The 25,276-nt window shown below is 60.8% G+C and carries 24 protein-coding genes; 11 read left to right on the top strand and 13 right to left on the bottom strand.

Annotated features, from left to right (window positions below):
- On the top strand, positions 1-200 hold a 200-nt coding region (locus M2A_RS18285), incomplete at its 5' end, for a hypothetical protein (RefSeq protein ID WP_210164854.1).
- 174 nt (positions 201-374) lie between these two features.
- On the opposite strand, the gene M2A_RS17275 is transcribed toward M2A_RS18285, so the two are convergent.
- Together M2A_RS17275 and M2A_RS07875 are read right to left on the bottom strand one after the other, a co-directional pair.
- Positions 375-1,193: a class I SAM-dependent methyltransferase gene (locus tag M2A_RS17275; protein WP_081875477.1), complete on the bottom strand. Its 819-nt coding sequence runs from the start codon at positions 1,191-1,193 to the stop codon at positions 375-377.
- Positions 1,194-1,401: 208 nt separating this feature from the next.
- Positions 1,402-2,619 (bottom strand): acyl-CoA dehydrogenase, encoded by a 1,218-nt coding sequence (locus M2A_RS07875; RefSeq protein ID WP_045445517.1) that lies wholly within the window; start codon positions 2,617-2,619, stop codon positions 1,402-1,404.
- A 358-nt stretch (positions 2,620-2,977) separates the two neighbouring features.
- On the opposite strand from M2A_RS07875, the gene M2A_RS17280 reads away from it, so the two are divergent.
- Positions 2,978-4,642 (top strand): sensor histidine kinase, encoded by a 1,665-nt coding sequence (locus M2A_RS17280; RefSeq protein WP_197052878.1) that lies wholly within the window; start codon positions 2,978-2,980, stop codon positions 4,640-4,642.
- A gap of 93 nt (positions 4,643-4,735) precedes the next feature.
- Here M2A_RS17280 and M2A_RS07885 read toward each other — a convergent pair whose 3' ends face one another.
- From M2A_RS07885 to M2A_RS07895, 3 genes are all read right to left on the bottom strand, one after another.
- The gene (locus M2A_RS07885) at positions 4,736-5,152 is read right to left on the bottom strand and encodes a hypothetical protein (protein ID WP_045445520.1); all 417 of its coding nucleotides are present in this window, start codon (positions 5,150-5,152) and stop codon (positions 4,736-4,738) included.
- A 26-nt stretch (positions 5,153-5,178) separates the two neighbouring features.
- A complete protein-coding gene (locus M2A_RS07890; protein WP_045445523.1) occupies positions 5,179-7,071 on the bottom strand; it encodes an alkyl/aryl-sulfatase in 1,893 nt (630 codons plus the stop codon).
- Positions 7,072-7,202: 131 nt separating this feature from the next.
- On the bottom strand, positions 7,203-8,384 hold the full coding sequence (locus M2A_RS07895) for a PQQ-dependent sugar dehydrogenase (protein ID WP_081875479.1): 1,182 nt from the start codon (positions 8,382-8,384) through the stop codon (positions 7,203-7,205).
- Between the two features lie 131 nt (positions 8,385-8,515).
- Between M2A_RS07895 and M2A_RS17285 the strand changes: the two genes are divergently transcribed.
- A complete protein-coding gene (locus M2A_RS17285) occupies positions 8,516-8,950 on the top strand; it encodes a hypothetical protein (protein ID WP_052379304.1) in 435 nt (144 codons plus the stop codon).
- Between the two features lie 82 nt (positions 8,951-9,032).
- Here M2A_RS17285 and M2A_RS07905 read toward each other — a convergent pair whose 3' ends face one another.
- On the bottom strand, positions 9,033-10,040 hold the full coding sequence (locus M2A_RS07905; protein ID WP_045445526.1) for an NAD(P)H-dependent flavin oxidoreductase: 1,008 nt from the start codon (positions 10,038-10,040) through the stop codon (positions 9,033-9,035).
- 219 nt (positions 10,041-10,259) lie between these two features.
- On the opposite strand from M2A_RS07905, the gene M2A_RS07910 reads away from it, so the two are divergent.
- A complete protein-coding gene (locus M2A_RS07910; protein WP_045445528.1) occupies positions 10,260-10,919 on the top strand; it encodes a peroxiredoxin-like family protein in 660 nt (219 codons plus the stop codon).
- 84 nt (positions 10,920-11,003) lie between these two features.
- On the opposite strand, the gene M2A_RS07915 is transcribed toward M2A_RS07910, so the two are convergent.
- On the bottom strand, positions 11,004-11,885 hold the full coding sequence (locus M2A_RS07915) for a metal-dependent hydrolase (RefSeq protein WP_197052879.1): 882 nt from the start codon (positions 11,883-11,885) through the stop codon (positions 11,004-11,006).
- A 176-nt stretch (positions 11,886-12,061) separates the two neighbouring features.
- Here M2A_RS07915 and gdhA point away from each other — a divergent pair, with 176 nt between their 5' ends.
- Positions 12,062-13,405 (top strand): NADP-specific glutamate dehydrogenase, encoded by a 1,344-nt coding sequence (gene gdhA, locus M2A_RS07920; protein ID WP_045445530.1) that lies wholly within the window; start codon positions 12,062-12,064, stop codon positions 13,403-13,405.
- Between the two features lie 24 nt (positions 13,406-13,429).
- Here gdhA and M2A_RS07925 read toward each other — a convergent pair whose 3' ends face one another.
- Positions 13,430-14,332 (bottom strand): LysR family transcriptional regulator, encoded by a 903-nt coding sequence (locus tag M2A_RS07925; protein ID WP_045445532.1) that lies wholly within the window; start codon positions 14,330-14,332, stop codon positions 13,430-13,432.
- 227 nt (positions 14,333-14,559) lie between these two features.
- Between M2A_RS07925 and M2A_RS07930 the strand changes: the two genes are divergently transcribed.
- Both M2A_RS07930 and M2A_RS07935 read left to right on the top strand, forming a co-directional pair.
- A complete protein-coding gene (locus tag M2A_RS07930) occupies positions 14,560-15,558 on the top strand; it encodes an NAD(P)H-dependent flavin oxidoreductase (protein ID WP_045445808.1) in 999 nt (332 codons plus the stop codon).
- A 104-nt stretch (positions 15,559-15,662) separates the two neighbouring features.
- Positions 15,663-16,517 carry a TauD/TfdA dioxygenase family protein gene (locus M2A_RS07935; RefSeq protein WP_244444409.1) on the top strand — a complete coding sequence of 285 codons (855 nt, stop codon included), beginning with the start codon at positions 15,663-15,665 and terminating at the stop codon, positions 16,515-16,517.
- Here M2A_RS07935 and M2A_RS07940 read toward each other — a convergent pair.
- The 4 genes from M2A_RS07940 to M2A_RS07955 all read right to left on the bottom strand — a co-directional run bounded on the left by M2A_RS07940 (position 16,514) and on the right by M2A_RS07955 (position 20,198).
- Complete coding sequence (locus M2A_RS07940; protein ID WP_045445536.1) at positions 16,514-17,419, bottom strand: EamA family transporter; 906 nt, start codon at positions 17,417-17,419, stop codon at positions 16,514-16,516. The genes M2A_RS07935 and M2A_RS07940 overlap by 4 nt on opposite strands.
- Positions 17,420-17,452: 33 nt before the next feature.
- Positions 17,453-18,694, bottom strand: a complete 1,242-nt coding sequence (locus tag M2A_RS07945; protein WP_045445539.1) for a serine hydrolase domain-containing protein — start codon at positions 18,692-18,694, stop codon at positions 17,453-17,455.
- 29 nt (positions 18,695-18,723) lie between these two features.
- Complete coding sequence (locus M2A_RS07950) at positions 18,724-19,038, bottom strand: hypothetical protein (RefSeq protein WP_045445542.1); 315 nt, start codon at positions 19,036-19,038, stop codon at positions 18,724-18,726.
- Between the two features lie 89 nt (positions 19,039-19,127).
- On the bottom strand, positions 19,128-20,198 hold the full coding sequence (locus M2A_RS07955) for a serine hydrolase domain-containing protein (RefSeq protein WP_081875480.1): 1,071 nt from the start codon (positions 20,196-20,198) through the stop codon (positions 19,128-19,130).
- Positions 20,199-20,291: 93 nt separating this feature from the next.
- Between M2A_RS07955 and M2A_RS07960 the strand changes: the two genes are divergently transcribed.
- Positions 20,292-22,280 carry a glycoside hydrolase family 5 protein gene (locus tag M2A_RS07960; protein WP_244444410.1) on the top strand — a complete coding sequence of 663 codons (1,989 nt, stop codon included), beginning with the start codon at positions 20,292-20,294 and terminating at the stop codon, positions 22,278-22,280.
- A 3-nt stretch (positions 22,281-22,283) separates the two neighbouring features.
- On the opposite strand, the gene M2A_RS07965 is transcribed toward M2A_RS07960, so the two are convergent.
- Positions 22,284-23,105: a helix-turn-helix domain-containing protein gene (locus M2A_RS07965; RefSeq protein WP_081875481.1), complete on the bottom strand. Its 822-nt coding sequence runs from the start codon at positions 23,103-23,105 to the stop codon at positions 22,284-22,286.
- A gap of 132 nt (positions 23,106-23,237) precedes the next feature.
- On the opposite strand from M2A_RS07965, the gene M2A_RS07970 reads away from it, so the two are divergent.
- From M2A_RS07970 to M2A_RS07980, 3 genes are read left to right on the top strand one after another with little or no spacing between them, the layout of a single operon-like run.
- Entirely contained in the window at positions 23,238-24,119 is an 882-nt protein-coding gene (locus M2A_RS07970) for a TauD/TfdA dioxygenase family protein (protein ID WP_081875482.1), read from the top strand.
- Between the two features lie 41 nt (positions 24,120-24,160).
- Positions 24,161-24,736, top strand: a complete 576-nt coding sequence (locus M2A_RS07975; protein ID WP_052379306.1) for a DUF1214 domain-containing protein — start codon at positions 24,161-24,163, stop codon at positions 24,734-24,736.
- Positions 24,733-25,275 (top strand): DUF1254 domain-containing protein, encoded by a 543-nt coding sequence (locus tag M2A_RS07980; RefSeq protein ID WP_045445545.1) that lies wholly within the window; start codon positions 24,733-24,735, stop codon positions 25,273-25,275. Before M2A_RS07975 ends, M2A_RS07980 begins: the two co-directional genes overlap by 4 nt.
- Position 25,276 lies beyond the last annotated feature (1 nt).

The following is a 25,276-nucleotide window of genomic DNA, read 5'->3' on the forward strand; positions in this document are numbered from 1 at the left end:
GATCTTATCGGCAGATCATGAGGGTTTTGAGAGAAGCGGGCTTTGTTCCCATCTATTACGAAAAACGCGGCTTTGTAAAAAACTATATACCGGTTGTTGGGAGATGGTTGGCCTCAGACGGGGTTACGCTATCTATCTGCGCGCACGTTCTCGGCTGGTATCATTGTATTATTGCGATGCCACACACACCCCTGCAATAGGTACAGCACGTTGACACTCCTGAGGGTGTTGATCATGCCGACCCATGTCGTGGCGGCGCTCTGCTTAGAGACTCTCTATACTGTTCGATATATGCAGATAGCACTGCCGCTCCATTGCGGTTTGTATAGCAGCTCGAAGAGCTGTCGATTTGTTTTAGAGATTGTCAATGCTGTCTACTTCCGTGCGTGGGCGATCAAATACCAGCCGACCGCCTTCCCCAAAAAATGAAGCAAGCTGCGCGGGATATATTTGAAGAAACGATGCACAAACCAAACTGCGGGAAGATCCTCCCATGTCAGTTTGCGGACTTTGATCGATGATACTTTAAAGCCTGTTTGCTGAAGAAGGGCGCGCAACTCTCGTTTTGAATACACGTTCACGATCGGCCGTTCGTCAGCTTCATTAAACTCGATGCGGGAAAGCTGCTCTTGTAGAGTTTCTTTATGACGATAGCCATGGATGATCTGATACCAGATGGCGAGTGTTATCCGATAGAACAAAGAGTTTTTGTTGTAGACCAACACATAGAAGTCACCGCCCGGCTCGAGCACTCGGTGCACTTCGGAAAAAGCCTGCTCAATGCTTGGGACATGGTGCAGCACGCCATTCGAGTAGGCAACGTCGAACGAGGCATCATCAAATGGCAATGCCTCCGCATCTCCTTGCCGTACTTCAGGCTCAAATCCAAATAGCGCCAGGTGTTTTCGTGTGCGCTCCAGATTCTCTGGCGTGATGTCGATGCCGGAGTATGTCGCTCCAGCCTGCATGAAAGAGAGAGCGTCGTAGCCCGGACCGAAGCCAATCTCCAGGACACGCTTCCCCCTCATCTCCTGGAATGGGATGACATCCGGCAGCCACGGCATTTCATGCTTCGAACGGTACTTCAGCGCACGCTCGAAAAAGTCTTTTGTGCCGGGTGCTGAGCCTTTTGCAGATGTTGAGCCGGTTGGGGACGATCCCCAAGTTTTCTGTGCTCTGATTTTACCGTCCATAAGGCCCCCAAGGTATGATGATCATCACAATATCGCATCGCATTCGCTGCAGGGAACCCCAATAACTTGCGGTGGAGGCAAGATTTCCGATGCTTGTGGAAATTTCAAATCTCCGGCGTAATATACTCCGAAGCCGCAATTGTCATTACGTCTGAACGTGATTTGACGGATGCCGTGTCATCAAGCCGGCCAACCGCGATCCCCCCCCTCAAAAAAACGCCTGTATCCCAGTCTGCTCTCTGCCCAAAATCAGCGCGTGGACGTCATGCGTGCCTTCATAGGTGTTCACCGCTTCCAGGTTCATGACGTGGCGGATGACGTGGTATTCGTCCGAGACGCCGTTGCCGCCATGCATGTCGCGGGCGGTGCGGGCGATGTCGAGGGCCTTGCCGCAATTGTTCCGTTTCATGAGTGAAATGGCGGCGGGCGCGGCGGTGCCGGCGTCGAACATGCGCCCGAGCTGCAGGCAGCTTTGCAGGCCGAGAGTGATTTCGGTCTGCATGTCGGCGAGTTTCTTCTGGATGAGCTGATTGGCGGCAAGCGGGCGGCCGAACTGTTTGCGGTCCAGCGTATATTGCCGCGCCGCGTGCCAGCAGAACTCCGCCGCCCCCATGGCGCCCCAGGCAATGCCGTAGCGCGCCCGGTTGAGGCAGCCGAAGGGGCCGGCCAGGCCGCGCACATTGGGCAGGATGTTGTCTTCGGGCACGAACACGTCTTCGAGCACGATCTCCCCGGTGATAGAGGCGCGCAGCGAGAACTTGCCTTCGATCTTCGGCGTCTTGAAGCCCTCGAAACCGCGCTCCACGATGAAGCCGCGGATCGTACCGTCCTTGCCCGGCGTCTCTTCAAGCTTCGCCCAGACGACGGCAAGGTCGGCGATGGGCGAATTGGTGATCCACATTTTCGCGCCGTTCAGCCGGTAGCCGCCATCCACTTTCACCGCCCGCGTTACCATGGAGCCGGGGTCGGAGCCATGGTCGGGCTCGGTCAGGCCGAAACAGCCCACCCATTCGCCGGTGGCGAGCTTCGGCAAATATTTCTCCCGCTGCTCCTCCGAGCCATAGGCATAGATCGGATGCATGACGAGGCTCGACTGCACGGACATGGCCGAGCGGTAGCCGGAATCGACCCGCTCAACCTCGCGCGCGGCCAGCCCGTAGGAGACGTAGGACAGCCCCGCGCAGCCGTATTTTTCGGGCAGCGTGAGGCCGAGCAGGCCCTGCTCGCCCATCTCGTTCATGATTTCCCGGTGGAAAATCTCATGGCGGTTCGCCTCCAGCACCCGGGGGAAGAGCTTGCCTTGCGCAAAGCTGTGGGCCGTGTCCCGCACCATGCGTTCTTCTTCGCTCAGCTGAGAGGAAAGCGCCAGCGGGTCTTCCCAGTTGAAGGGGGGCAGAACGGGGTTGGGCTTGGGTTCGGCGGCCATGGCAAATCCTCGCGGCGGGAGCAAAAACTGGCGCCCTTATAACAGGCGCAGCAGCCTCAGGTAAGGCATCGCGTGATAATTTAGGCGCGCGCGCCGCCGTTTCGAGGCGTTGCCGCGCTGCGCGCCGTCACGCACTTGTGTTCATATTAGAATGGTGAGTTTACAATTATTTCGACGCGTTCTGGCAAGCTTCTTTGCAGGTCTGGTGGGCGGAGTAGCGGATTTGTCGGATCAAGCGCGGACGATCGTGAAGAATGGGCAGCCCCGGCCAAATGGGCAGCCCCGGTCAAGGGAGGGCGAAGCAAGGGAAGGCAGGCCGCCGCTTTTCCGGATACGCCTGTCCGCCGGCCGTGAGCTGGTGCTGAAGAATTGCCGCCTGTGCTGGCGCATCACGGCGGCGGTGTTTCTGTCCATTTTGTTCATTGAAGCGCTGATCCTCATCCCCTCTTACCGTAACTACGAGGCGGACCGGCTCGGCGCGGCTTTCGCCGCTGCCGATGCGGCGCTGACGGCCAGCCTCGTGCAGGCCGCCCGCCCGGCAGGAACCGGTCCATCCGGCAAGCAGGGCGCCGCGCCGCGGGAGGCAGCGGCGGACATTCTGGGCGTCGCCAATATTTCCGGCCTCGTCTTTCTGGACGGCAAGGCCGAGCCACTACACCGGCTCGGCCAGCCTTTGCCGGGGCCGGAAGGCGCGGCGCTGGAAGGGGCGGTGGTGCAAGATGGCCGCGCCCGCGCTGCCCAGTTGCGCCGGATCGAGGCGCGCGGCACCTACCGGCTTTGGGTGACGGTGGAAACACCGCACCTTGCCGGCGAGCTTTTTTCCTTTCTGCTGCGCATCGCCGCGCTGGTGGCAATCGTTTCCATCGTGGTGACGGTCTCCACCATGCTGGTGTTGCGCTGGGCGGTGCTCAAGCGGCTCATCGAGCTTGAAAACGCGGTCTGCGCGGCCTCGCGCGATCTGCCCCATGCGGAGCGCTATCAGGTTGCCTTGGCCGAGGAAGGGCCGGAGAGGCGCAAGGACGAGCTTGGGGCGCTGGTCGGCGGGGTGAACGCTCTTCTGCGCTCGGTCTCTCAGTCCATCGCGCAAATCGAGCACCGCGAGCAGCGCCTGGCCAGCCTCAATGCCTCGCTGGAAAACCGGGTCTGGGAGCGCACGGCGGAGCTGGAAGCGGCGCAGAAGGAAGCCGTGGCCGCCAGCAACGCCAAATCCGCTTTCCTTGCCAATATGAGCCATGAGCTTCGAACCCCGCTCAACGCCATTATCGGGTTCTCCGAGGTCATCTCGGACGAATTGCTCGGCCCCATCCAGCAGCCGCGCTATGTGGAATATGCCCGCGACATTCTGGGCAGCGGCCAGCACCTGCTTTCCATCATCAACGATGTGCTGGACCTCTCGCGCATCGAGGCGAACCGGGCAAAGCTCGATCTGGGCACGTTCGATCTCAACTGCGTCGTGCGGGAGATTACCCGCCTGCTCTACATCAAGGCGCAGGAGCGCGGGGTTTCGCTTTCAAAGCTCCTGCCCGAGCGGCCAACCGTTCTTTATGCGGATGAGCGGCTGATCAAGCAGACTCTGCTCAATCTCGCCGCCAATGCGATCAACTTCACCGAAGAGGGCGGCGACGTCGTCATTGCCGTCGCGCCGGGGCCGGATCATGTCCATATCGAGGTGCGCGACAGCGGCATCGGCATCGACAAAAAGGATCTGGAAAACGTCATCAAACCGTTCCGCCAGGTTGCCCATGTGGAATTCCGCTCGCATCAGGGCACGGGGCTCGGCCTGCCGCTGTCCAAGCGCTTTGTCGAGCTGCATGGGGGCACGTTCAAAATCACTTCAGAGCTGCATGTCGGTACGGTGGTCAACATGTGCCTGCCGCGCGCCGCCGTGCAGCCGGAAGAGGGGGACATGCGCCGCGAGCAGGGGGAAGAGGAAAACGCGGGCAGTGCCCAGCGTGAGACGGCCCCGCAGGGAGGGGACGAGGCGGGAGCGGCAGCGCTCAGCCGGCCGGCCGCCATCGGTTAGGCCGGTGCCAGGAGGAGGGGCAGCGGCGCGCCCTCCCGCCTCGTTTCATCTTTACTTGATGCTGGAAGTTCACGGTCCGGCGCTTTAAGGCGCTCAGGTTTCCTCACTGGAAAGCTGAAAGGTCTCGATAACGGCCGGATGCACGAGTTTCGCATGCAGGGTGAGGAGGATGATCTGCCCGTCGAGCGAGCCTTCTTCCTCAAGCGCCGCCTCGATGCGCCGTTCCTGCTGGCGGGCCAGCACGGGGTTGTTGACGGCGGTAAAAGCGTCGGGCCCGATCATGCAATAAGCGGCAAGGGCGGCGGCCTCTTCATAGTCGCGCGCCTCGGGCCGGGCAGGGACGGCTTCCCGGAGCAATTTAACCAGCGTCAGCTTCACCGCTTCGGGCATGAGATTGGGGTGCAGATCGACTTCCCTCAACGCCTTGTCGAGGGCGCGCAGATCGGCCGAGCGGCCGAAGCGCCCCAGAAAGCCGAGCGAGGGAAAAGCGGAGGACCTGTTCTCTGTCATAGTTCAAGTCTGCCACAGGCAGGGCCTTAAGGCATCACAATCTCGAACCAGAAATCGAACGTGTCGAGGAAGGAGAGAAGGTCGGTGAGCGCTGCTTCATCGCCGGTCAGTTTTGCCGCGCCTGTTGCCTTCACCTCCGCCAGCATCTTTTCCGCGATCACGAGCTCGATGAAATCCATCCGCTTGATGGCAAGCGTCAAGTCCGCATCGTCATGGGCTTTGCCGGGCTCGTGGCGCAGCGTGGCGTTTTCCAGCGAGATAAGAAACTGCTCGCCCGTATCCGTGACGGTCAGATTGATGGCGAATTCCCGCCGCCCCGCTTTCGGGCCGTTGAGCCGCACGGAAAGCGCATCCAGCACTTCGTTCACGGGCAGCGTCTTCAGCTGGCCGTTGGCGCCGGGGCGCGGCGCATTGGAGGGCGCGCGCGGGCTGCGCAGCTCCTGCGCGCCGGTGAGATAAAACGCGCGCCAGGGCCCGCTTTCGGCCTGATAGCCCATCTGCTCCAGCGCATCGGCCTGCAGATGCCGCGCCTCTTCGTTTGCCGGGTCGGCAAAGACGAGGTGATTGACGATCTCCGCCACCCAGCGGTACTCGCCTTTCTCGAAGGCGGCGCGCGCGGTTTTCAGCACGCCGTCCGCCCCGCCCATGGCCTCCACATAGCGTTTGCCGGCTTCTTCGGGCGGCAGCTTGTGCAGGTTCGCCGGGTTGCCGTCGAACCAGCCGAGATAGCGCTGATAGACGGCTTTGGCATTGTGATTGAGCGTGCCGTAATAGCCCCGGCTGAACCATTCTTCTTCCAGCGAGGGCGGCATGCGGATTTCTTCGGCGATCTCCGTCGGCACCAGTCCGTGATTGGCAAGGCGCAGCGTCTGGTCATGCACATATTTGTACATGTCGCGCTGCTTCTTCAAAAAGTCGCGGGCGCGGTCCTCGCCCCAGCGCGGCCAGTGGTGGCTGGCGAAAAGCACATCCGTCTTGCCGGCGAAAAGCTCGATCGCCTCGTTGATATAATAGGACCAGGCCTTGGCATCGCGCACCTGCGCGCCGCGCGGGGTGTAGATATTGTGCAGATGACAGGAGCAATTCTCCGCCATGCAAAGGGCCTTGAATTGCGGGAAATAGAAATTCATTTCCGAGGGCGCTTCGGTATCGGGCGTCACCTGGAAGACGATTTCCACCCCGTCGATGGTTAGCGTCTCGCCCGTCTCGCAAATGCTTTTCGTCGGCGGCACAAGGCTGACCGAACCCATGGAAACGGTCTTGCCGAGGCCCGCATCCACATGGCCTTTCGGTCCGCGCGGCAACAGCGCGCCGTACATGTAAGTCGCGCGCCGTCCCATGGCATTGCCCGCCAGCACGTTCTCGCTTACCGCCGCTTCCAGAAAGCCTTCCGGCGCGATGATGGTCAGGCCTTTCGCAATGTCTTCATCCGAGATAACGCCTTTGATGCCGCCATAATGGTCCACATGGGAATGGGTATAGATGACGGCGGTAACGGGCTTGTCGCCCCGGTGTTCGCGCATCAGCTTCAGCGCGGCGGCCGCCGGTTCGGCGGAAATCAGCGGGTCGATGACGATATAGCCCGTCTCCCCTTCGATGAAGGTGATGTTGGAGAGATCGAAATTGCGCACCTGGTAGATGCCGGGCGTTACCTCGAAAAGCCCGTGAATGGCATTGAGCTTCGCCTGCCGCCAGAGGCTGGGGTTCACCGTATCCGGCGCCTCGCCTTGCGTGAAGTCGAACTGGCTCATGTCCCACACGGCATGACCTGCCTCATGCAGCACCTTGGCGTGCGGTATGGTGGCGATGAAGCCGCGCCGGGCATCCTCGAAATCCTGCCCCGTTTCCTTCGGCAGTTGCTCTTTCAGCGCGGCCTGTGCGCAGCAGGTGGCATGTGTGGCGTCTTTCGGCGTTTCCATTTTTCTCTCCCGGCAGCCTTGCAGCGCGAATTGATGCGGGCGAGCCTAGAGCCAAGCCGCGCGGACGCCAATCCGCCGCGAAAAGCTGTTTCGTGAGGCGGAATTAAGGAGCGACTCTTAAGAGACCGCGTCTAGGAGCCGGAGGCTTTCGCCGGGGTCAGGCGGAGGATTTTGCCCTCTTCCTCATCCGTCAAAACCAGAATGGCCCCGTCCGGCGCCACGGCCACATCGCGCAGCCGCGTCTGCTGCGGCACGAGATAGACCTCCTGGGCCTTCGGCGCGCCGCCTTCGATGTCGATCCGCCGCAGGCTCATTTCGACGAGCGAGGTGACGAGTAAATCACCTTCCCAGTCCTTGAACATGGCGCCCTCGTAAAGCGCCATGCCGGCCGGGGCGATGGAAGGTGTCCATTCCACCCAGGGCTGCTCCATGCCCGGATATTCTTTGTAAGGAGAGATTTGCGCGCCCGAATAATCGGTGCCGCCGGTGATCACGGGCCAGCCGTAATTCTTGCCCGGCTCCAGCACATTCACTTCATCGCCGCCGCGCGGTCCGTGTTCCTGCTCGTAAATCCGGTCGGAGGCCGCATCGTAAAGAATGGCCTGTTGATTGCGGTGGCCATAGGTGTAGATTTCCGGCAGCGCGTCATTGTCGTTCACGAAGGGATTGTCCTCAGGCACCGTGCCGTCCCGGTTGATGCGCACCACCGTGCCCAGATGATTGGAAAGGCGCTGCGCGTCTTCGCGGTAATCGAAGCCGTCCCCCACGGTCACGAGCAGCGTGCCGTCGCCCTTCAGCGCCATGCGTCCGCCATAATGGACGGGCGTATCTTTCTGCGGGCTTGCATCGAAAATCGTCTCGACATTGGAAAGCGCCGTGCCGTCGAACGTAGCGCGCACGACGCGGGTATTGTTCGCCTCCGGCGTGCCATGGGCGAAGGACAGATAGATCACGCGGTTTTGCGCGAAATCCGGATCGAGCAGCACATCGAAAAGCCCGCCTTGCCCGGCATGATAAACCTCCGGCACGCCCGCCACGGGCTCGGGCACCACCTCGCCGCCGCGCACGATGCGCAGGCGTCCGGGAAGCTCCGTCACGAGCAGGGAGCCGTCGGGCAGAAAGGCAACATTCCAGGGATGGTCGAGCCCTTCGGCCAGCGTTTCCACATCGAAGGGGGCGGCATGGACCGCCTCTTGCGCCGCGGCCGGGGCGGCAGGCAGCATGAATGCGCTTGCCGTCAAGACAGCGCCTGCGAGGGCGGCCCCTCTGAAGGCTGCGATAAAGGGAATGGTCCTTGCAGCGTCTTTGGCCATGATGCGCGTCCTCCCGGCTTGGCTCATAGGTGCCGCGGGTCTTTACCCCGCGTCGTTCGGCGATCATAGTACATCAGCGCGCGCTGCGGGAAACCACATGCGCATCAATGAAGAGCAAGAGGGGAGCGCCCATGCGGGTCGTCAATATAACGGTCGCGTTTATCATCGCGGTTCTGACCGTCACGGTGCTGGGCACGGCATCTCACTCGATCTTTGTGTTAAATGATCTGGCCGCCATCGGCGTCAATGTGGAAGGGCAGTATCTTTCCAGCATTTTGAACGATCTCGTGGGCATGGGCCCGCTTTACGGCGCGCTGATGGCTATCGGTTTCGTGATCGCCTTCATTGCCGCGCATTTCGTGCAGCGTCTTGCCCCTTCGCTGCGCTGGTTCGTCTATATGGTGGCAGGCGCCGTCTCGGTCTATGTGACCTTGACGGTGATGGGCATTCTTTTCGACATCACGCCCATTGCCGGGGCCCGTTCTGCCCTCGGCATGGCTTTTCAGGCAGGCGCGGGCGCGATGGCGGGCCTCGTTTTCGCGCTGATGACGCCCCGGCGCGATTGAGCCGGCGCGGTACCCCCGCCCAGTCCGGATATGAAAACGGCGGCCCTGAAGGCCGCCGTTTCCGTTGGGGGACGTGGCTGTGTTACTCGGCGGCCTGCGCAAGCTGGGCGCGCGCTTCGGCCGGCATCTTCGCCAGGAACTCGCGGCAAGCCTCCACATATTCGCTTTTCAGCCGGGCGACGAGTTCTTCCACGGGCGGCGCGTCCTTGATCGAGCCGATGCCCTGGCCGCAGCCCCAGATGTCTTTCCAGGCTTTCGATTTCTGATTGCCGCCGGAGCCGAAATTCATTTTCGACTTATCGGCTTCGGGCAGGTTATGCGGATCAAGCCCGGCATTGACGATGGAAGGCGCCAGATAGTTGCCGTGCACCCCGGTAAAGAGGTTGGAATAGACGATGTCCTCGGCGGCCGATTCCTGCAGCATTTGCTTATAGCCCGCATCGGCATTGGCTTCCTGCGTGGCGATGAAGCGTGAGCCCATATAGGCAAGGTCCGCGCCGAGCGCCTGCGCCGAGGCGATGCCATAACCGTCCGACAGCGCGCCGGAGACGAGCACCGTCCCGTCGAACCATTCCTTGACCTCGCGCACCAGGGCGAAGGGTGAGAGCGTGCCCGCATGGCCGCCCGCGCCAGCGCAAACGAGAATGAGCCCGTCCACGCCCTGCTGAGCCGCCTTCTTGGCATGTTTGACGTTGATAACGTCGTGGAAGACCACGCCGCCATAAGAATGGGCGGCGGTGACGACCTCTTCGGGCGGGCGCAGGCTGGTGATGATGATCGGCACTTCCTGGCGCGTGCACACCTCGATGTCGTGCTGCAGCCGGTCGTTGGAGGCATGGCAGATCTGGTTCACCGCGAAAGGCGCGACTTTCTTGTCCGGATTGGCGGCCTGATATTCGGCGAGCTCCTCCTTGATGCGGATGATCCATTCTTCCAGCACATGGGCGGGCCGGGCATTGAGCGCGGGGAAGGAGCCGACGATCCCCGCCTTGCACTGGGCGATCACGAGCTCGGGGCCCGAAACGATGAAGAGCGGGGACCCGACCACCGGCAGTTCCAGCCGGTCCTGAAGAATTGAAGGCAGCGCCATGGAAGGCTCCTTGAGCAGTTTCCGAGTGAGCGGTTTCTTTCGACCGGTGAGCAATATAGGTCAGCGGGCCCGCGACGTCTTGTACGCAGGTAATCAATCACCGGATCAAAAATGGGCAGAGGGTGTTCGAAAATACCTGTGGAACTCCGGATAATGTGAACGGGTGCCCTGGCGTCCCGCTCCTATAGTGGCGCAAGAAAACCAAAGGGTGGAGGGCATATGTCGCTGAAAGACGAACTGGAAAACATGAAGAATCTGGCCGGCAAGCGGATTCCCGCCGACGTGCTGGACCTCATGGAGCAGGCGACGAAGGATCTGGCGGCAACGGGTATTGCCGCGCGGGCGGTGGCCAAGGGAAAGGTCTTTCCCGGCCTGACGCTTAAAAACGCGGTGGGAAAGCCGGTGAACCTCGGCCAGCTTTATACGCAAAGCCCGCTCATCGTGACGTTTTACCGGGGCGCCTGGTGCCCGTACTGCAATTTGGAGCTGCGCGCCTATCAGGCGCTCTTGCCGGAGATCAAAGCGGCGGGCGGCCAGCTCGTTGCCGTGACGCCGGAACTGCCGGACGGCGCGCTTAGCTCGGTGGAGCGCCACGGGCTCGAATTCGAAGTGCTTTCCGATGAAGGCCTGGCGCTTGCCGGTGTGCTGGGCATTACGTTCGAGCTGCCGGCCAAGCTTGCCGCGGTTTACGGCAAGATCGGCAATGATTTGCCAAAGCTGAACGGCACCGAGGACTGGGTGCTGCCGCTGCCCGCGACTTATGTGGTCGGCACGGACGGGCGCATCGCGCTTGCCAATGTCGAGGTCGATTACCGCGACCGGATGGAGCCGCGCGTGGCGCTGGACGCCTTGAAGGAAACCGTCGCCCAGGTAGCGTGAAGGGTGGCAGCGTGAGACATAAGCGCAGCGGAAAAGGAAAGGGGCCAGACGGCCCCTTTTGCTTGCGCGTTTCCGGCGGGCAGCTTAGGCCAGCACAGGCTCGGGCCCGACGCTTGCCTTCACTTCTTCCAAGAGCTTGCGGTTGTCATGCTGCCAGGGGTGGAAATCGGCTTTGAAATAATCCAGCCATTCCCGGCCCATGCCGCGCAAAATACCGTCCTTGCCGAGAAGGAAGGAAAGCCCGCTGCGCCAGATTTTCATGCGCTGCCAGAAGCTGTAGCCGTCGCGTTTGAGCATATGATTGATATTGCGCGCCGTGTCGCGGATGAAATTCACCGTGATGAAGAGCATGGACATGCGCCGCTCTTTCACCGTGCCGCCGGCCAGCTTCAGCACATCGAAGGCAACGGCTTTATGTTCCGTTTCCTCGATCGCGTGCCAGCGCCAAAGCGCTTTCATGGTCGGGTCCGCGCCTTCCAGCCATTTCGGATTGGAGAGCGTGCCGTTCGCCATGATCGCGGTGTAATGCTCATAGGCAACGGTCGCATAAAGCTGCGCGATGACGGGCAGATTGGCATGGGCCCAGTCACGCCGCTTGATGATCGGCTGTTCCATATAATCGAGATCATAGCCGCGCAGCGCGCAGAGCCGCTCGTTATATTTGCGGTGTTCGCGGCTATGAATTGCCTCCTGGCCGAGAAAGCCTTTCACGTCTTCCTGCAAGGCCGGGTCGGTAACCTTGTTCCGGAAGGCCTTCACCGCATCCATGAAGGATTTTTCGCCGACGGGAAACATCATGGAAAGCGCGTTGAAGAAAGCGGTCTTGAACGGATCGCCGCTGTGCCAATTGGCCGCGAGCGCGCTTTCCAAATCGAATTCATAATTGCGCGGTTTGATGTCGACCATGCCGGGTGCCGGAGCGGCTTCGGGCTGGGGGGCATCTTGTGTATTTTCGGCCGTGGTCATCGTCATCCTCCAGACTGACGTAGGGTCTTGCGCATATTATGTTTACTGACATTAATGTCAATACCGATCAGATTCCCCTGAAATCCGGGAATTTTTGAACCTCTTTCCCAAAGCAGGCGTAGAGAGGGCAGGATGGCTCGAAGCATATCCTCCCCAAGCACGAGCAGGAGAACTCGATGAAATATGCATCGCTCGACGATTTCATGAACGGCGTGGAAGCGCGCGATCCCCATCAGCGCGAATTCCTGCAAGCGGTGAAAGAGGTGATGGACAGTGTCTGGCCCTTCGTCGAAGAAGTGCCGCATTATGCCGAGCAGGGCCTCCTCGACCGGCTGGTGGAGCCGGAGCGTGTCATTCAGTTCCGCATTCCCTGGACCGATGATGAGGGCGTGGTGCGGGTGAACCGCGGCTGGCGCGTGCAGCACAATTCCGCGCTCGGCCCTTATAAGGGCGGCATGCGTTTCAAGCCAGATCTGACGCTTTCCGTCCTTAAGTTTCTCGCCTTCGAGCAGACGTTCAAAAACGCGCTGACCACGCTGCCGCTCGGCGGGGGTAAGGGCGGGGCGGATTTCGATCCCAAGGGCAAGAGCGAAGGCGAGGTGATGCGCTTTTGCCAATCGCTCGTGCTGGAGCTGAGCCGGCATGTGGGGCCCCATACGGATGTGCCGGCAGGCGACATCGGCGTCGGCGAGCGGGAGATCGGCTTCATGGCCGGCATGGCGCGCAAGATCACGAACAGCGCCGAGGCGGTTTTCACCGGCAAGAATCTCAGCTTCGGCGGCAGCCATCTGCGCAAACAGGCAACGGGCTACGGCGTGATTTATTTCACCGAGCGCATGCTCGCCCGGCGCGGCGAAAGTCTGGAAGGCAAGAGCATTGCGATTTCAGGGGCGGGCAATGTCGCCCAGCATGCGATCGAGAAAGCCATGCAGCACGGCGCGCGTGTGGTGACGGCATCCGATTCCTCCGGTGCGGTTTTCGATCCGGCAGGTTTCGATGAAGAAAAATTCGCGGCCCTTCAACACATCAAGAATGTGGAGCGCGGCTCGCTTGAAACCTATGCCGAAAAATTCGGCCTTGCCTTTGAAAAAGGCAAACATCCCTGGGGCGCCAAGGCGGAGATTGCCATGCCCTGCGCCACGCAGAACGAGCTGATGGAAAAAGACGCCAAGACGCTGGCGGAAAACGGCACGCGCTATGTGGTGGAAGGGGCGAACATGCCCGTCTCGGCGGATGCGCTGGAAGTCTTTAAAGAGGCCGGTGTCTGCTTTGCCCCGGGCAAGGCGGCGAATGCGGGCGGCGTTGCGGTTTCCGGCCTTGAAATGTCGCAAGGCTCCATGGGCTTGCGCTGGCCGCGCGAGGAGGTGGAGCAGCGCCTGCAAAGCATCATGTGCGAGATCGAGGAAAGCTGCGCTGTTTACGGCACGAAGAACGGCGACTGCGTGAACTATGTGGACGGGGCGAATGTCGTGGGCTTTACCCGCGTCGCCGATGCGATGCTCGCGCAAGGGGTAACGTAAGCGCGGGGAAGGGCAGGCTCACGCCTACTCTTTCCATTCCCCCAGCAGCTTTTCCTTGTCGGTCTGGGCGGAGGCGGCGATGAAATCGAAAACCGCGCGCACCGGCGCCGTGTCGCGCAGATCCGGATGGGCAAGCATCCAGATATCCGTCGCGCTGAAAAGCTTGTCGGGCGCGATGCGGATGAGATCGTCATAGGTATCGCCGATCAGCGTGGTGAGCACCGAAATGCCAAGCCCCGCGCGCACCGCATGTACCTGGTCTGCAACGGAGGAAAAGCGCAAGGCGGTGGGCGCGCTGCGCGTAACATGGTCTGACCAGTGCGCCAGTTCCTGCTCCGCCGCGCCCCCGGCAAAACCGATCATCGTATGTTTTGCCCATTCCTCGCGCTTGGCGGGCAGCCCGTGCTGGGCGGCATATTCATGCGAGGCATAAAAGGCAACGCCGCAGCGGGCGATCTTTTTGCCCACCAGATTTTCCTGCCCCGGCCCGTAAAGCCTTATGACGATATCCGCCTCGCGCCGGCGCACGCTGGCAGGCCAGGTATCGGTGACGAATTCGAGTTCGATATGCGGGTATTGCTCGCGGAAAGCGGCCATATGCGGCATCAGCCAGTAGCCTGCAAGGGTGGCGGCGGTGGAAATGCGCACGATGCCCTTGGGCGCGCCGTCCGCCGCGCTCGCCGCCCGCTCCGCGCGCAAGGCCGCCGAGGCCATGTCATCGACTTCCGCTTTCAGCCGCTCGCCCGCCGGGGTGAGCGAATACCCATCCGCATCGCGCACGAAGAGCTTGGTGCCGAGGCTGCGCTCAAGCTCCGTGACATGGCGCCCGACCGTGGCGTGGCTCAGTTTCAGCCGCCGCCCGGCCGCCGAATAAGAGCGCACATCGGCAACGGCAAGAAAGGTGCGGAAGAGATTCCAGTCGGCCATATTCTGTTCATCAGCGGTGATTTGGTGTTCAATTATGCACGAAGATGGGGTGTACCCTCGCGGAAATCAAGGAAAACAGAAACCGGCGCCTCAGGCCCGCGCAAAAGCTGACCTAAGGGAAGGGTCTTACTCAATCATAGGCCCTGGCCCGGCGATCTGGTAAAACGGTGACACCGCAATTGACCGGCCGCTAAATGGCCGCAGAAGAAACGGACGGGAGAAAACACGTGATCAAAACACGTTTTACGGAACTCTTCGGAGTGGAAGCGCCGATCGTGCAGGGCGGCATGCAATGGGTCGGCCGCGCCGAGCTTGTCGCCGCCGTCGCCAATGCTGGCGCGCTCGGCTTCATTACCGCGCTGACCCAGCCGACGCCGGAAGATCTGAGCAAGGAAATCGCCCGCTGCAAGGAAATGACGGACAAGCCTTTCGGTGTGAATCTGACCATCCTGCCCGCGCTCAAACCGCCCCCTTACGCCGAATATCGCCAGGCGATCATCGAGGCGGGCGTGAAGATCGTGGAAACCGCAGGCTATAAGCCCCAGGAACATGTCGATCATTTCAAAGAGCACGGCATCAAGGTCATTCACAAATGCACCGCCGTGCGCCACGCGCTTTCGGCTGAGCGGATGGGCGTCGATGCCATTTCTATCGACGGTTTCGAATGCGCGGGCCATCCGGGCGAGGACGACATTCCGGGCCTCATTCTGATCCCGGCTGCCGCCGACAAAGTGAAAATCCCGATGATCGCCTCGGGCGGTTTCGGCGATGCGCGCGGCCTCGTTGCCGCGCTCGCGCTCGGTGCGGAAGGCATCAACATGGGCACGCGTTTCATGTGCACCAAGGAAAGCCCGATCCACCAGAAGGTGAAAGAGCAGATCGTCGCCAATGACGAGCGTGCAACGGACCTCATCTTCCGCACGCTGCACAACACGGCCCGCGTCGCCAAAAACGCGGTCAGCCAGGAAGTCGTCGCCATCGAGAAGAAGGGCGGAGCGAAGATCGAAGACATCGCCCATCTCGTCTCCGGCCAGCGCGGCAAGGTGGTCTATGAGGAAGGTGATCCCGATTACGGCATCTGGTCGGCGGGCATGATCCAAGGCCTCATCCACGATATTCCTTCTTGCCAGGAACTGGTGAGCCGGATCGTCAGCGACGCCGAGGAGCTGATGGCAAACCGTCTGTCGCGCATGCTGGGCGGCAAAGCGGCGGCGGCTGCCGAATAAACCCTGCTTTTGCATATATATACCGAGCGGACGGCCCCCCTTATTGCGGGGGCCGTTTGCGTTCCGCTAGGCTGGGCCCATAAAAAGAAATGGGGAGAGGAACCATGGCCTACCGGCATATTGAGGTGCGCGCGAACGAGACCGGCTTCGGCGCGGAGATTAAAGGGCTCGATCTTTCTGCCCCGCTTGCTCCGCAAACCCTGGAAGAGGTGAAGCGCGCCTGGGCCGAGCATGGTGTCGTCTGGTTTCCCGATCAGCCGCTGGAGCTTGAAGCGCTGGAGCGGTTCACCGAAGAGATCGGTCCCTTCGGCCATGATCCTTTCATCAAGCCCATGGCGGACCATCCCCATGTGCTGGAGCTGCGCCGGGAGCCCGATGAAAAGGCGACGAATTTCGGCGCGGGCTGGCATTCCGACTGGAGCTTTCAGGAAACCCCGCCGGCTGCGACGCTGCTCCATTCCAAGGTCGTGCCGCCCAAGGGCGGCGACACGCTTTATGCCGATTGCACGCGCGCCTATGAGGCGCTTTCTCCTGCCATGAAAGAGCTGCTGGCGCCGCTCAATGCCGTGCATAGCGCCATTCTGCCCTATTCCAAGAAAGGCATCTTCGCGCAGGAAAAAGAAAAACGCACGATGCAGATCATCACCTCGGACGAGGCGGAGAAGACGCAGGCCCATCCCCTTGTGCGCACCCATCCTGTAACGGGCCGCAAGGCGCTTTATGTCAGCCCCGTCTATACGGTCGGTATTGAAGGCATGAGCAATGAGGAAAGCCAGTGGCTCCTCGGCGGTCTTTATCAGCACATGACGAAGCCTGAATTCATCTACCGCCATAAATGGCGCGAGAACATGCTGGTCATGTGGGACAACCGCTCGACGCTGCATTTCGCCGAAGGCGGCTATGACGGTTATTTGCGCGTCATGCACCGCACGACCGTGGCGGGCGAAAAACCGCTTTAGGCGGTAAGCACCAGGACGATGAGCCCTGCGACAATAAGCAAGGTGCCCGTCACTTCCTGCCGGTTGCTCTTTTCCTTGAAGATGAACCAGGAAGCGGCGAAGGTGAAAACAAGCTCGATCTGCCCGAGTGCTTTCACATAAGCCGCATTCTCCAGCGTCATGGCCGAGAACCAGCCGATGGAGCCGAGCGCCCCGGCAAGCCCGGTGAGCGCCCCCCATTTCCAGTTGCGCAAAGCCGCGGCAAGCTGTCCCCGCTCGCGCCATAAAAGCCAACCCGTCATGATCAGCGTTTGCACGGCGAGCACATAGCAAAGCGTGATGGCGGCGGGCACCGCAAAGCCCTCCATCCCGAGCGAGAGGGAAGCGGCGCGGTAGGAGACGGAGGCAACGCCGAACGCCGCCCCGCAGGCAAGGCCGGTGAGGGCGACTTTTTCCTTGAAGGAGCGCAGTACCCGCGCAAACGAAATGGAACTGTGGCCGAGCGAGAGAAAGAGGACACCGACAAGGCTCACGAGAATGGCAAGCCCCGCGCCGGGCGTAATGGCATCTCCCAGCACGGCAAAACCGATCAGCGCGGTCTGCACCGTTTCGGTTTTCGAATAAGCGGTGCCGACGGCAAAGACCCGGTACTGGAAAAGCGAGACGAGAAAAAACGTCCCGAGTATCTGCCCGATGCCGCCGACGAGCCCGTAGATGAAAAAAGAGAGGCCGGGCGCGGGCAGGGCGCTTTGCGAGCTTTGCAGCAGGACCCAGAGATAAAGCGCGGCGATGGGCAGGCCATAAAGAAAGCGCACATAAGTCGCCCCGCCGACGCTCAGCGCGCCGGTCAGATGCTTTTGCAGAACCGAGCGCAGATTCTGCATGAAAGCAGCCGCGACCGTGATGGGGATCCAAAGCGGCAAGGGAAACGTCCTTGATGTGGGAAAGAGGCTTCCCTAGTCGGTCAGCGCGCCGTAAACGAGCTGCTGGAATTGCGGGCGCAGCGGATAGGCCCGCGAAGGCATGAGCTGGGTCATGAAAATCCCGATCAGCTCTTCATCCGGGTCGATCCAGAAGTAGGTCGAGGCAAGCCCACCCCAGCTATAAGAACCCGGCGAGACCGGCATCGCCGCTTCGGCCATATCCATGATGATGGAAAAACCGAGGCCGAAGCCCGCCCCGTCCATGCCCGTCTCGGAAAAGGCGGACTGGTCCATATCTTTCATGCTTTGCCCGCCGGGCAGATGGTTGAGGGTCATGAAGTCGATCGTTTTGGGTGAGGCGATGCGTACCCCGTCAAGCTCGCCGCCGTTGAGCAGCATCTGGCAGAAGCGGAAATAATCGGTGGAAGTGGAGACGAGCCCGCCGCCGCCGGAGAGGAACTTTTGCGGGCGCGCATAGGTGCTGTTTTTATCCGCCGGATCGGCAAGACGCACTTCTTTCGTCTTCGGGTCTTTTTCGTAATTGGCGGCAAAGCGGGCAAGTTTTTCATCGGGCACCGAAAAGCCCGTGTCATGCATGCCGAGGGGTTCGAAAATCCGTTCCTTCAAAAAGACATCGAGCGGTTTGCCGGAAATCACTTCCACAAGCCGCCCGCACACATCCGTCGACATGGAATAGTTCCAGTGTTCGCCCGGCGAAAAGAGAAGCGGAATATCGGCGATCTTTTCCACCATCTCTTCCAGCGTGATGCCGTCCGTCGCAGCGCCTGCAAGCCCGGCTTTGCGGTACATCGCATCCACCGGATGGGCATGCATGAAGCCGTAGGTGAGCCCGGATGTATGGGTGAGCAGATCGCGGATCGTCATGGCCCGCTTCAACGGCTTTGTCGTGAAGCTCTCCCGGTCGCCCTCATCGAAAACGCGCAGCCGCTCGAAGGCGGGCAGATAGCGCGCCACTTCATGGGTGATCTGAAAGCGGCCTTCCTCATGCAGCAGCATCAGGGCAAGGCTGGTGATCGGCTTCGTCATGGAATAGATGCGGAAAATCGTGTCTTTTTCCACCGGTGTGCCGTTTTCCCGGTCGCGCAGGCCCACCGTTTCGAAATGGGCGATCTTGCCTTGCCGGGCAATAAGGGTGGAAAAGCCGGAAAATTTTTGCCGGTCCACATAGTGTTTGAAGAAGGCGGGAATGCGCGCCAGCCGCTCGCTCGAAAGTCCGAGTTCTTCCGGCGTCGTGAATTCTCCTGCATGCGTCATCGCATCCTCCCTCTTGGTTTCTTTCGCCCTTAGCGGGCCTCATTGTCATTGGGCCGGAAGGGAATGCGCGGCGCCAGAAGCCGCATCAGTTCCTGCGTATCGCGCGCGCTTGCCGCGATGATGCGCGTGCCGCATTCAAGATCGACCGCATCCCACCCTTGCGGGGTCTTCTCCAGACGGAAGCTCGGCTGAGCATAGCCGCAGCGGAAGAGATAGGCTTCCGGCTCTCCGGTCGCGTCGGGCTCGAAAAAGACATCGAAGATCGTGCCCGCCACGGCCTCTTTCAGCCGTGCCTGATCGTGATTCGTAATGCGTTCCGCGGGAAACCGGACGACCGATCCCATGCTCTCCTCCTGCTTCTGAGGAAGTTTAGCGCGAGTCAGGGCCGTATTCACCCCCCTTGGAGGCGATCTGTCCTTCTAGCGGCCCATGCCTACTTGCGAAACGTCTCCGTCACCGCGCCCAGCCATTTCTTGACGTTTTTCGACTGCTCGCCCGGCGAGCGGCCATGGCGCACGAAAACCATGTCGAGATCGGGGACGATCAGCGTGAATTGCCCTTCAAAGCCATTGGCCGAGAAACTTCCCGGCCCGCCCATGCCAAGCCACCAATGGGCGCCGTAAGGCCCTTCTTCCTCGAAAGCTTTCGGGGTCTGGGCGGTGGGGGTGCGGGCATAATCCACCCAGCCCTCGGGCAGCACCTGACGCCCGTCCCAGACGCCGCCGCGCAAGTAGAGAAGCCCGAATTTCGCAAAGTCCCGCGCCTCGGCATAACAGAAGGAGGAGCCGATAAAAGTGCCCGCCTTATCGAATTTCGGCAGGACGTTTTTCATGCCGATGACGCCGAAAAGTTCTTCGCGCATGAAGGTCTCGAACTCGGCGCCTTTCTTGCCCGCCGCCTCCGCCGCGCAGCGCGCCACGATATTGCTGGTGCCGCTCGAATAAGACCAGAAATGATCCGGCGCATGGGCTGCCGGGAAAGAGGCGGCGAAATGCGCCACGTCGTCCTTGCCGCTGCCCCAGAGCATGTCGATCACATCGGAAGGATTGTCCGGTTCATAATCTTCGCGGAAGGCAAGCCCGCTCGACATGCGCAAAAGCTGATCGAGCGTAATGGCGGCGCGCGGGTCGCCCGCCGGCCATTCCGGCGCTTTCACGGGCGCGTGAATGTCGATCTTACCCTCGCGCACCAAAATGCCGATCAGCGCCTGAGTAATGCTTTTCGCCATCGACCAGGATTTATAAGTGTCATGCGGACCGAACCCTTCGGCGTATTTCTCGAAAACCAGCTTGCCGCCTTGCACCGCGAGAAAGGCATGGGTCTCGCCGAGATCCGCCGGCTGGGAGAAGGCCTTGGCGACCAGCGCGTCGAACCCTTCCCGGTCCATCTGGCGCGGCATTTCGCCGAGCGGCCATGTCTCAGTCGGCCAGGGCGTGCCCTCCGGCTGCCGAGGCAGAGCAGGAAGCGGAAGATCGGGGGTGATAAGCCGGTCGTGAGATGTCATGAAGCTGAACCTTGCGCTTGATCCCGTGTTTGCTGACTGGTCAGCAAGACTGATATTGCTAGGATAAGCATAACAGGAAAGCAAAGGGAGGCCATGCCGGTGCCGAAAACCAAGCCGATGCCGAAAATCACCATCGACGGCTCGAAATTCAGGGACGAAAAAGGGCGGATGGTGATTCTGCGGGGCGTCAATCTCGGCGGCGACTGCAAGGTTCCTTTCCCCGATGGCGGCACGCACCGGCCGACGGATTTTTCCGATCACCGCACCGTCTCCTTCACCGGCCGGCCTTTTCCGCTGGAAGAGGCGGATGAGCATTTCTCCCGCCTGAAAGCCTGGGGCTTCAATTGCCTGCGTCTTCTCACGACCTGGGAAGCGGTGGAGCATGAAGGCCCGGGCAAATACGACACCGCCTATCTCGATTATTACACCGAGCTTTGCCGGCTGGCGGGCGAGTACGAATTCTATGTCTTTGTGGATTTCCACCAGGACGTCTGGAGCCGCATGACGGGCGGGGACGGCGCGCCCGGCTGGCTCTTTGAAAAAGTCGGTCTCGATTTCACGAAGTTCCATGAGGCGGGCGCCGCCCATGTCATGCAATATAAATATGACTATGCGCGCGGCGGGCGGCAGGAAGAAAACTACCCGACCATGACCTGGTCGCAGAATTACCGCCTGCCGGCAAACGGCATCATGTGGACGCTGTTCTTTGCCGGGCGCGACTTTACGCCGGACTTCATGATCGAAGGCCAGAACGTTCAGGACTATATGCAGTCTCATTATCTGGGCGCGATGCGCGAGATTGCGCGCCGCCTTGCGGACATGCCCCATGTCATGGGGTTCGATACGCTGAACGAGCCGGGCACAGGCTTCATCGGCGAGCCCGTGAGCTACCGCCATACCGGCCCGAGTGAGGTCAACCCGCGCATCGCAGCGCCCGGCCCTGCCTGGTCCGTGCTCGACTGTCTGGCCGTGGCGCGCGGGGTGACGCGCTCCATTCCTCAGCTTGAATTCTCGCTGGAGGAAATGAAATCGGTCGTCACGCACGAGAAAACGGAAAATGCGAACGGCGTTTCCATCTGGCTCGAAGGCCATGGCTGCCCCTTTGAGGCGGCAGGTGTTTACAGCATGGAGGGCGGCGAGCTTAAAGTTGCCGATGAAGAGTATTTCCGCAAAGTGAAGGGCACGCCCGTCACCGTCGAGGACACCTATATGGCGCCTTTCTTCAAAAAGGTGGCCGAAACCGTGCAGGCGATCCGCGAGGACTGGCTGGTCTTTGCCGAGCTTGATCCATTCACCGGGCTTCTTGGCGGCGCCTTTCCGGAAGAAACGCCTGAGGGTACGGTCAATGCCTCGCACTGGTATGACATCGTCACGCTCTCCACCAAGACCTTCATGTATCCCACCTCCGTCAATCCCTTTTCCGGCAAGGTGCTGGAAGGGCGCGAGGCGATCGAAGCGCATTACGCCAAGCAGCTTTCGCGCATCCGCGACACCGCCCGTACTTTAAACGGCGGCAAGGGCGCGCCGACGCTGATCGGGGAATGCGGCATTCCTTTCGATCTCGATGGCGGGGCGGCCTATGAGGCATTCCGCGCAGGGGACCATTCGCAAAAGCCATGGGAAAAGCACATCATGGCGCTCGACTTTCTTTATAACGCGCTCGATGCGCTGCATCTTTCCTCGGCGCAGTGGAATTACACCGCCTCCAACAGCAACGATCTGGCGGTGGGCGATGGCTGGAACCAGGAGGACCTGTCGATCTGGAGCCGCGACCAGCAGGTGGACAGCCAGAACATCCATTCGGGCGGGCGGGCGCTGCATGGCTTCGTGCGCCCTTACGCCAAGGCCATTGCGGGCACGCTGCAGGAGATTTCCTTTGAGCGGGAGAGCCGCCACTTCGAGATGACCTATGAGGCGGCGGGCAGCGAGGCGACGGAAGTGTTTCTGCCTGCTGTGCAATATCCGGAAGGGGCGAACCTGACCGTGGATGGGGGCGAGGCGACCTATAACGGCCACACGCAAATGCTGGCGATCACGGCGCTGAAAGACGGGCCGGTGACGATCACCATCACCCCGCGCTGAGCATCAGGCGGCAGCGGCGATCTGTTTTGCCATTTCATGCAAAGGGCCCGCATAGCGGGTGGCCGCTTCCTGCTCGCTCATGGCGCTGTCATAAAAGCGCAAGGTGATGGCGGCGAGCACGGCATCGCCTTTCATGATCGGCACGGCAATGCCGTTTGCCGTCTCCCCCGGCACTGTCGCCATGGTGGCATAGCCTTTGGCACGAATTTCCGACATCAGCCGGGCGATGAAATTCTTGTCCTTTGCCTCCCGGTCCGCCGCATGGCCTGATTGGCGCAGGAGGCGCAGCAGCACGTCGCGCTCATCCTGCGGGCAATAAGCAAGATAGGCGCGTCCGAGCGCCGCCTGCAAAACGGGAATGCGGTTCGGGCGTTTGACATCCGCGTCATAGCTGAAAGGGCTGAGCCCTTGCGTGCCGTAATGCACATGCATGCGCGCGCCTTCCAGCGTTGCAATCGCCACGGGCCATTTGTGGACGCGGGTAAAGGCATCCATGTAAGGGCGGGCTACCTCCACCACATGATGGTCGAAGCGGAAGCCGCGCGAAAGCTGCAGCACCGCCTGCGTCAGCCGGTAGCCATGGCGGCGGGAGAGCTGTTCCACATAGCCTGCCGCTATCAGCGTTTGCAGAAGGCGCACGAGGGTGGGTTTGGGAAGGCCCGTGCGCTCATGCAAAAAAGCGAGGGAAGCCGGGTTCTTTTCATTCAGGACACGCAATATATCGAGCGCCCGCAAAACTGGCTGCACCGCGCTCTCGCCGTTCTGGAGCGCTGGCGCGGTCTCCGGGGCACTCTCAAAAGCCGGGTTTTGCGCGGGTTTTGACATGGGTGTGATTCTCAAATTCCGTGTTGCGGAATTCTGCCACAAAAGCACTGCGCGCCCAAGCCGCCCCTCCTAGCCTTTTCTCAAGCCGCGGGAACGGCGGCACGGGAGAAAAGCGATCTGGAGGAGATTCTGATGAACGTGCAGGTACTGGACGGGCAATTGCCCGGCAAATCCATCGAAATCGGTGAAGGCTTCACGCTGGAGCCCATGACCCCGACCATCGGCGCTGTCGTGCGCGGCGTGGATATGAGCAAAGTGCCCTTGGGTAAGACGAAAGACGCGCTGCGCGCCGCGTTGCTCGACTGGAAGGTGTTGTTCTTCCGCGATCAGGATGTCTCGACCGAAGCCCATATCGAGTTTGCCCGCGCCTTTGGTGAGCTCGAAGTCCATCCCTTCGCCCCTCACAAGGAAGGCTATCCGGAAATCCTTGCCATCACCCATGACAAGGACCGGCCGGGCAAGGAGAACGAATGGCATTCGGATGTGACCTGGCGCGAATGCCCCTCGCTCGGCTCCATCCTGCGCGCCATCGAGGTGCCGCCCGTCGGCGGCGACACGCTCTTTTCCGACATGTATGCCGCTTACGAGGGGCTGAGCGATGAGGTGAAAGAGAAGATCGAGGGCAAGGTTGCCATCCACGATTTCGCGTATTTCCGCGGCATGATGAAAAAGCGCGGGGCGAGCGATGCGGAAATTGAGGAGATGAACAAGAAATACCCCATGGTCGAGCATCCGGTGGTGCGCACGCATCCTGAAACGAAGCGCAAGGGCCTTTACGTCAATGTCGCCTTCACCCAGTACATCAAGGGCATGGAGCGGGCCGAATCCGACGCGCTGCTGCAGCACCTTTATGCGCAGGCCGCGATCCCGGAATATCAGTGCCGCTTCCGCTGGGAGAAAAACTCCGTCGCCTTCTGGGACAACCGGGCTTGCCAGCATTATGCCGCGTCCGATTATTGGCCGGCCGTGCGCCGCATGGAACGGGTGACGATTATCGGCGACAGGCCTTTTTAACCGCGCGGCCCTGAAGGGCGGTACTTTAAACGGATAAAGCGATGAAGAAGCTTCTATTCTGGGCGAGCGCTGCCGTTGCGGCGCTTGTCCTGGGGGCGGGTAGTGCTGCCTTGATCCTGAAATCGAACACGCTGGCGGGCGGCGTGCGCTCGGGCAGTTGGGGCACGAATCTTGCCATCGGCTCGGAAGAAGCGGGGCTTTATACCCGCGCCATGGTTTCCCTTTACGGTCTCCTCGCGCTTAGCAAGGAAGAGACGGTTTATTACACGGCGGGCACCGATGATAGCGGCGCGCCGCTTTCGGGTGATTGTACCTATAGGCTCGAGGGAAAAGACCTCGATGCGCGCTGGTGGAGTATTACCGCCTATGGGCCGGACAGTTTTCTCATGGATACCGGCGCCGATCATTATTCGGTGAGCCAGACAAGCATTGCAAAAGAGGCCGATGGCAGCTTTACCGTCCGTGTCTCCGCCAAACCTCAAGAGGGCAATTGGCTGCCGGTCAAAGCGGGCCAGCGTTTCGACATGACGGCCCGTTTCTATAATCCGGGTCCGGCCATCTATGAGAGCCCGGAAGCTGCGCCGCTTCCCGCCATCGTCAAGGAGACATGCGAATGAAACCCTGGATGAAATGGACCCTGACGGTTCTCGTCGGCGCGGTGCTTGTGCATGTCGCCGCCACATGGGCGCTGCCGCGTGTCATCATGAATGTCGCCATGACGCGGATCGGCGGAGAAGGCGGGATCAACCGGTTTTCCCATGCCGCCCGCGCCACCCATGAATTCAAGGCGGTGGTGCGGCCAAGCCCCGATCTCAACTACTCTATTTGCGTTCTCGATGTCGGCGCCGGCCCCGTGCGTATCGAAGCGCCGGTGAGTGCGCCTTACACCTCCGTTTCCGTTTTCGCGGCGAATACCGACAATGTCTTTGCACAGAACGACAAGGACGCGGCGGCGGACGGCACGGTCTCCGTCATCGTGGCGCGCGAGGGAGCCGAGACCGCAGATGCAAGCGCCGCAGATGCAAGCGCCAATGTGGTTTATCTGCCGGGCGACAAGGGCCTGGCGCTCGTGCGCCGCGTCATAACTTCGGACGCGCAAAACGCGCAGCTTAATGCGTTGCGGGAAAGCTCGATCTGCGCGCCGCTTGGGAGCTGAG

The sequence above is a fragment of the Tepidicaulis marinus genome (assembly GCF_000739695.1).
GTDB classification, from domain to species: Bacteria; Pseudomonadota; Alphaproteobacteria; order Parvibaculales; family Parvibaculaceae; genus Tepidicaulis; species Tepidicaulis marinus.

Coding starts and splice junctions, on each gene's coding strand:
- M2A_RS17275 (WP_081875477.1), bottom strand. CDS start 1,193: ATGGACGGTAAAATCAGAGCACAGAAAACTTGGGGATCGTCCCCAACC.
- M2A_RS07875 (WP_045445517.1), bottom strand. CDS start 2,619: ATGGCCGCCGAACCCAAGCCCAACCCCGTTCTGCCCCCCTTCAACTGG.
- M2A_RS07885 (WP_045445520.1), bottom strand. CDS start 5,152: ATGACAGAGAACAGGTCCTCCGCTTTTCCCTCGCTCGGCTTTCTGGGG.
- M2A_RS07890 (WP_045445523.1), bottom strand. CDS start 7,071: ATGGAAACGCCGAAAGACGCCACACATGCCACCTGCTGCGCACAGGCC.
- M2A_RS07895 (WP_081875479.1), bottom strand. CDS start 8,384: ATGGCCAAAGACGCTGCAAGGACCATTCCCTTTATCGCAGCCTTCAGA.
- M2A_RS17285 (WP_052379304.1), top strand. CDS start 8,516: ATGCGGGTCGTCAATATAACGGTCGCGTTTATCATCGCGGTTCTGACC.
- M2A_RS07905 (WP_045445526.1), bottom strand. CDS start 10,040: ATGGCGCTGCCTTCAATTCTTCAGGACCGGCTGGAACTGCCGGTGGTC.
- M2A_RS07910 (WP_045445528.1), top strand. CDS start 10,260: ATGTCGCTGAAAGACGAACTGGAAAACATGAAGAATCTGGCCGGCAAG.
- M2A_RS07915 (WP_197052879.1), bottom strand. CDS start 11,885: ATGACCACGGCCGAAAATACACAAGATGCCCCCCAGCCCGAAGCCGCT.
- gdhA (WP_045445530.1), top strand. CDS start 12,062: ATGAAATATGCATCGCTCGACGATTTCATGAACGGCGTGGAAGCGCGC.
- M2A_RS07925 (WP_045445532.1), bottom strand. CDS start 14,332: ATGGCCGACTGGAATCTCTTCCGCACCTTTCTTGCCGTTGCCGATGTG.
- M2A_RS07935 (WP_244444409.1), top strand. CDS start 15,663: ATGGCCTACCGGCATATTGAGGTGCGCGCGAACGAGACCGGCTTCGGC.
- M2A_RS07945 (WP_045445539.1), bottom strand. CDS start 18,694: ATGACGCATGCAGGAGAATTCACGACGCCGGAAGAACTCGGACTTTCG.
- M2A_RS07950 (WP_045445542.1), bottom strand. CDS start 19,038: ATGGGATCGGTCGTCCGGTTTCCCGCGGAACGCATTACGAATCACGAT.
- M2A_RS07955 (WP_081875480.1), bottom strand. CDS start 20,198: ATGACATCTCACGACCGGCTTATCACCCCCGATCTTCCGCTTCCTGCT.
- M2A_RS07960 (WP_244444410.1), top strand. CDS start 20,292: ATGCCGGTGCCGAAAACCAAGCCGATGCCGAAAATCACCATCGACGGC.
- M2A_RS07965 (WP_081875481.1), bottom strand. CDS start 23,105: ATGTCAAAACCCGCGCAAAACCCGGCTTTTGAGAGTGCCCCGGAGACC.
- M2A_RS07970 (WP_081875482.1), top strand. CDS start 23,238: ATGAACGTGCAGGTACTGGACGGGCAATTGCCCGGCAAATCCATCGAA.
- M2A_RS07975 (WP_052379306.1), top strand. CDS start 24,161: ATGAAGAAGCTTCTATTCTGGGCGAGCGCTGCCGTTGCGGCGCTTGTC.
- M2A_RS07980 (WP_045445545.1), top strand. CDS start 24,733: ATGAAACCCTGGATGAAATGGACCCTGACGGTTCTCGTCGGCGCGGTG.